The 2,230-nt window shown below is 66.1% G+C and carries 3 protein-coding genes; 2 read left to right on the top strand and 1 reads right to left on the bottom strand.

The window, feature by feature from the left end:
• Positions 1-271: 271 nt before the first annotated feature.
• A complete protein-coding gene (locus VIM54_RS07270) occupies positions 272-1,027 on the top strand; it encodes a GNAT family N-acetyltransferase (protein ID WP_331900144.1) in 756 nt (251 codons plus the stop codon).
• Between the two features lie 75 nt (positions 1,028-1,102).
• Entirely contained in the window at positions 1,103-1,429 is a 327-nt protein-coding gene (gene trxA, locus VIM54_RS07265; protein ID WP_331900143.1) for a thioredoxin, read from the top strand.
• Between the two features lie 60 nt (positions 1,430-1,489).
• Here trxA and VIM54_RS07260 read toward each other — a convergent pair whose 3' ends face one another.
• A complete protein-coding gene (locus VIM54_RS07260) occupies positions 1,490-2,008 on the bottom strand; it encodes a DUF2231 domain-containing protein (protein WP_331900142.1) in 519 nt (172 codons plus the stop codon).
• Positions 2,009-2,230: the final 222 nt, after the last annotated feature.

Genomic DNA, 2,230 nt, shown 5'->3' with positions numbered 1-2,230 from the left:
TCGGTCGTGTTCGCCGTCTTCGGGCCGTCGACGAAGCTCCACTTCGGCCCGCCGGCGAGTTGCTCGCGCAGGCGGGGGAAGATCTGCTCGGTCTCCCACCACTCGAGGATCTCGCGCTCGAGCGCCGGGTGGTCCGGCACGAACGGCAGCGGCTGGAACGGCTTCTCCATGGTTGGATTCTAGGGTGGACGCTCGCGACTACTCCGGGGCCGCCGACCTACGTCTGATGCAGGACCTGACGGCGAAGTGTTGGCGGCTCGAAGGCCCGTTCGTGATCGCGACGATCGGGGACCTGCCGTGGTGGATGTACCAGCACCTGGACAAGCTCGACGAGGTGCGGGTGCGGCTGTGGCTCGAAGACGGTCGCTGCGTCGCCTGGGGCTGGGTCGAAACGGGATCCCTGATCTTCATGGTTCATCCGCAGCATCGTGGGCGGCTCGCCGACGTGCTCGACTGGGCCGATACGAACGAGGTGACGGCGCTCGAGCACGACACCAGCTCGGTCGAAGCGTTCACCACTCGGGGATATGCGGTCGACGAGAGCCGGTGGTTCGACCATATGACGCGTTCGCTCGCCGATCTGCCCGAGCCACGCGTCCACGACGGCTACGTCCTCCGCACCGTCCGCGGCGAGGAGGATCTGCAGGCCCGCACCGAGAGCCACCGCGCCGCGTGGGAGCCGTCGCGGGTCGTCCCGGAGAGCTATCTCCAGGTCATGCGCGCCTGGCCGTACCGCCCCGAACTCGACTGGGTGGCCGTCGCGGCCGACGGCACCTTCGCGGCGAACTGTCTGTGCTGGCTTGACGAGGGCAGCCGCATCGTCGAGCTGGAGCCGGTCGGCACGCATCCTGACCACCGTCGTCGCGGGCTTGCCGCGGCCGTGTGCCTGGCCGCCCTGCAGGCGGCGCGCGAGGCGGGGGCGGACACGGGTCTCGTGTACCCCGTCAACGGGTTGCCCGCCGCGACGCTGTACGAGTCGATCGGCTTTCGCGCGATCAGCCGGCACCTGACGTTCCGAAAGGCCTAATAGCGGGAACAACGCGCCGTCCGACAGCGTTCACATCCTTAGAACCATCCGAACCAACTGAAAGGACAGCTCTCAATGACAACTGCGGTCACCGAGTCGACGTTCGAGCAGGAAGTGCTTCAGAGCGACAAGCCTGTCCTCGTCGATTTCTGGGCCGAGTGGTGCGGTCCGTGCCACGCCGTCTCGCCCGTCCTCGACCGAATCGTCGAGGAGCGGAACGGCGAGATCAAGCTCGTCAAGGTGAACATCGACGAGGAGCAGGAGCTCGCAATACGCTTCGGCGTCCAGTCGATCCCGACCATGATCCTGTTCAAGGATGGTCAGCCGGCTGCGGCGACAATGGGCGCCCGGCCGAAGGGCGACATCGAGCGCCAGCTCGGTTTAACCGCGGAAAGTCCGTAGGACTTTCCGCGGGGTTGGTTAGTCCCTTCGCTTCGCTCGGGAGATAAAGGAGAAGCGGGGCTACCCCTCGGCCTGTTCCTTTCTTTGGTTCAGGGGCGAGAGCGCCTCCTTGGCGGGCTCGTCCTTGAGCTTCAGGACGCGCATCCCGTGCACGAAGACGATCGAGCCGCCGAAAATCCCGCCGAGGGTAAGCAGCGCGAAGCCGATCAGCGTGAGGATGAACGGCCCGGCGCTCACGTCGCCGGTCTTGAAGCTGTCGTGGCCGACGATCGCCGCGGCCAGGAAGAAGACCGTTGCGCTGAGCATGATGATCATGTGCGTCGTCGCGGTGCGCTTGAGCGGCGTGCCCCACGAGATCTTCAGCCACTCGAGCAGTCCGGCCAGGGCCGTGGGCCCGGTGATGATCAGACCGAAGATCAGTGCAAGCCACCACCCGTGGGTCGCCGCGTTGTTGCTGATCCCGGTCACGTCAGCGAGGGCGGCGACGGTCGCGAACGTGTAGGTGCCGATCGTCGCGTGCGTGAGGGGCGGATGGAGTGGGTGCCCCGGTGTTCCGCGCCAGAGGTATTCGAGCTTCACGAGTCGCCTCCCAAGTTGGTTGGGACACGATATTCCGCGCTAGGGGGCGCGGACAAACCTCGGGGCCGCTAGGCCTTATTGGACTCGAGGAAGAGCAAGAAGGCGGCGTGCTTCGCGAGATAGTTCTCGATCTCGGCCACGCCCGCTCCGGCCCAGTCCTCGATCCACGTCTCGGACAGGTCGTCCGCGATGTGGTGCATGCCTCGTTCGCTCATATGCGTG

Source organism: Lacisediminihabitans sp. (genome assembly GCF_036569425.1).
Lineage (GTDB): Bacteria > Actinomycetota > Actinomycetes > Actinomycetales > Microbacteriaceae > Lacisediminihabitans.
The sequence above is the reverse complement of the archived record's forward strand: the minus strand, read 5'-3'. Positions and strand labels throughout refer to the sequence as shown.

Coding starts and splice junctions, on each gene's coding strand:
- trxA (WP_331900143.1), top strand. CDS start 1,103: ATGACAACTGCGGTCACCGAGTCGACGTTCGAGCAGGAAGTGCTTCAG.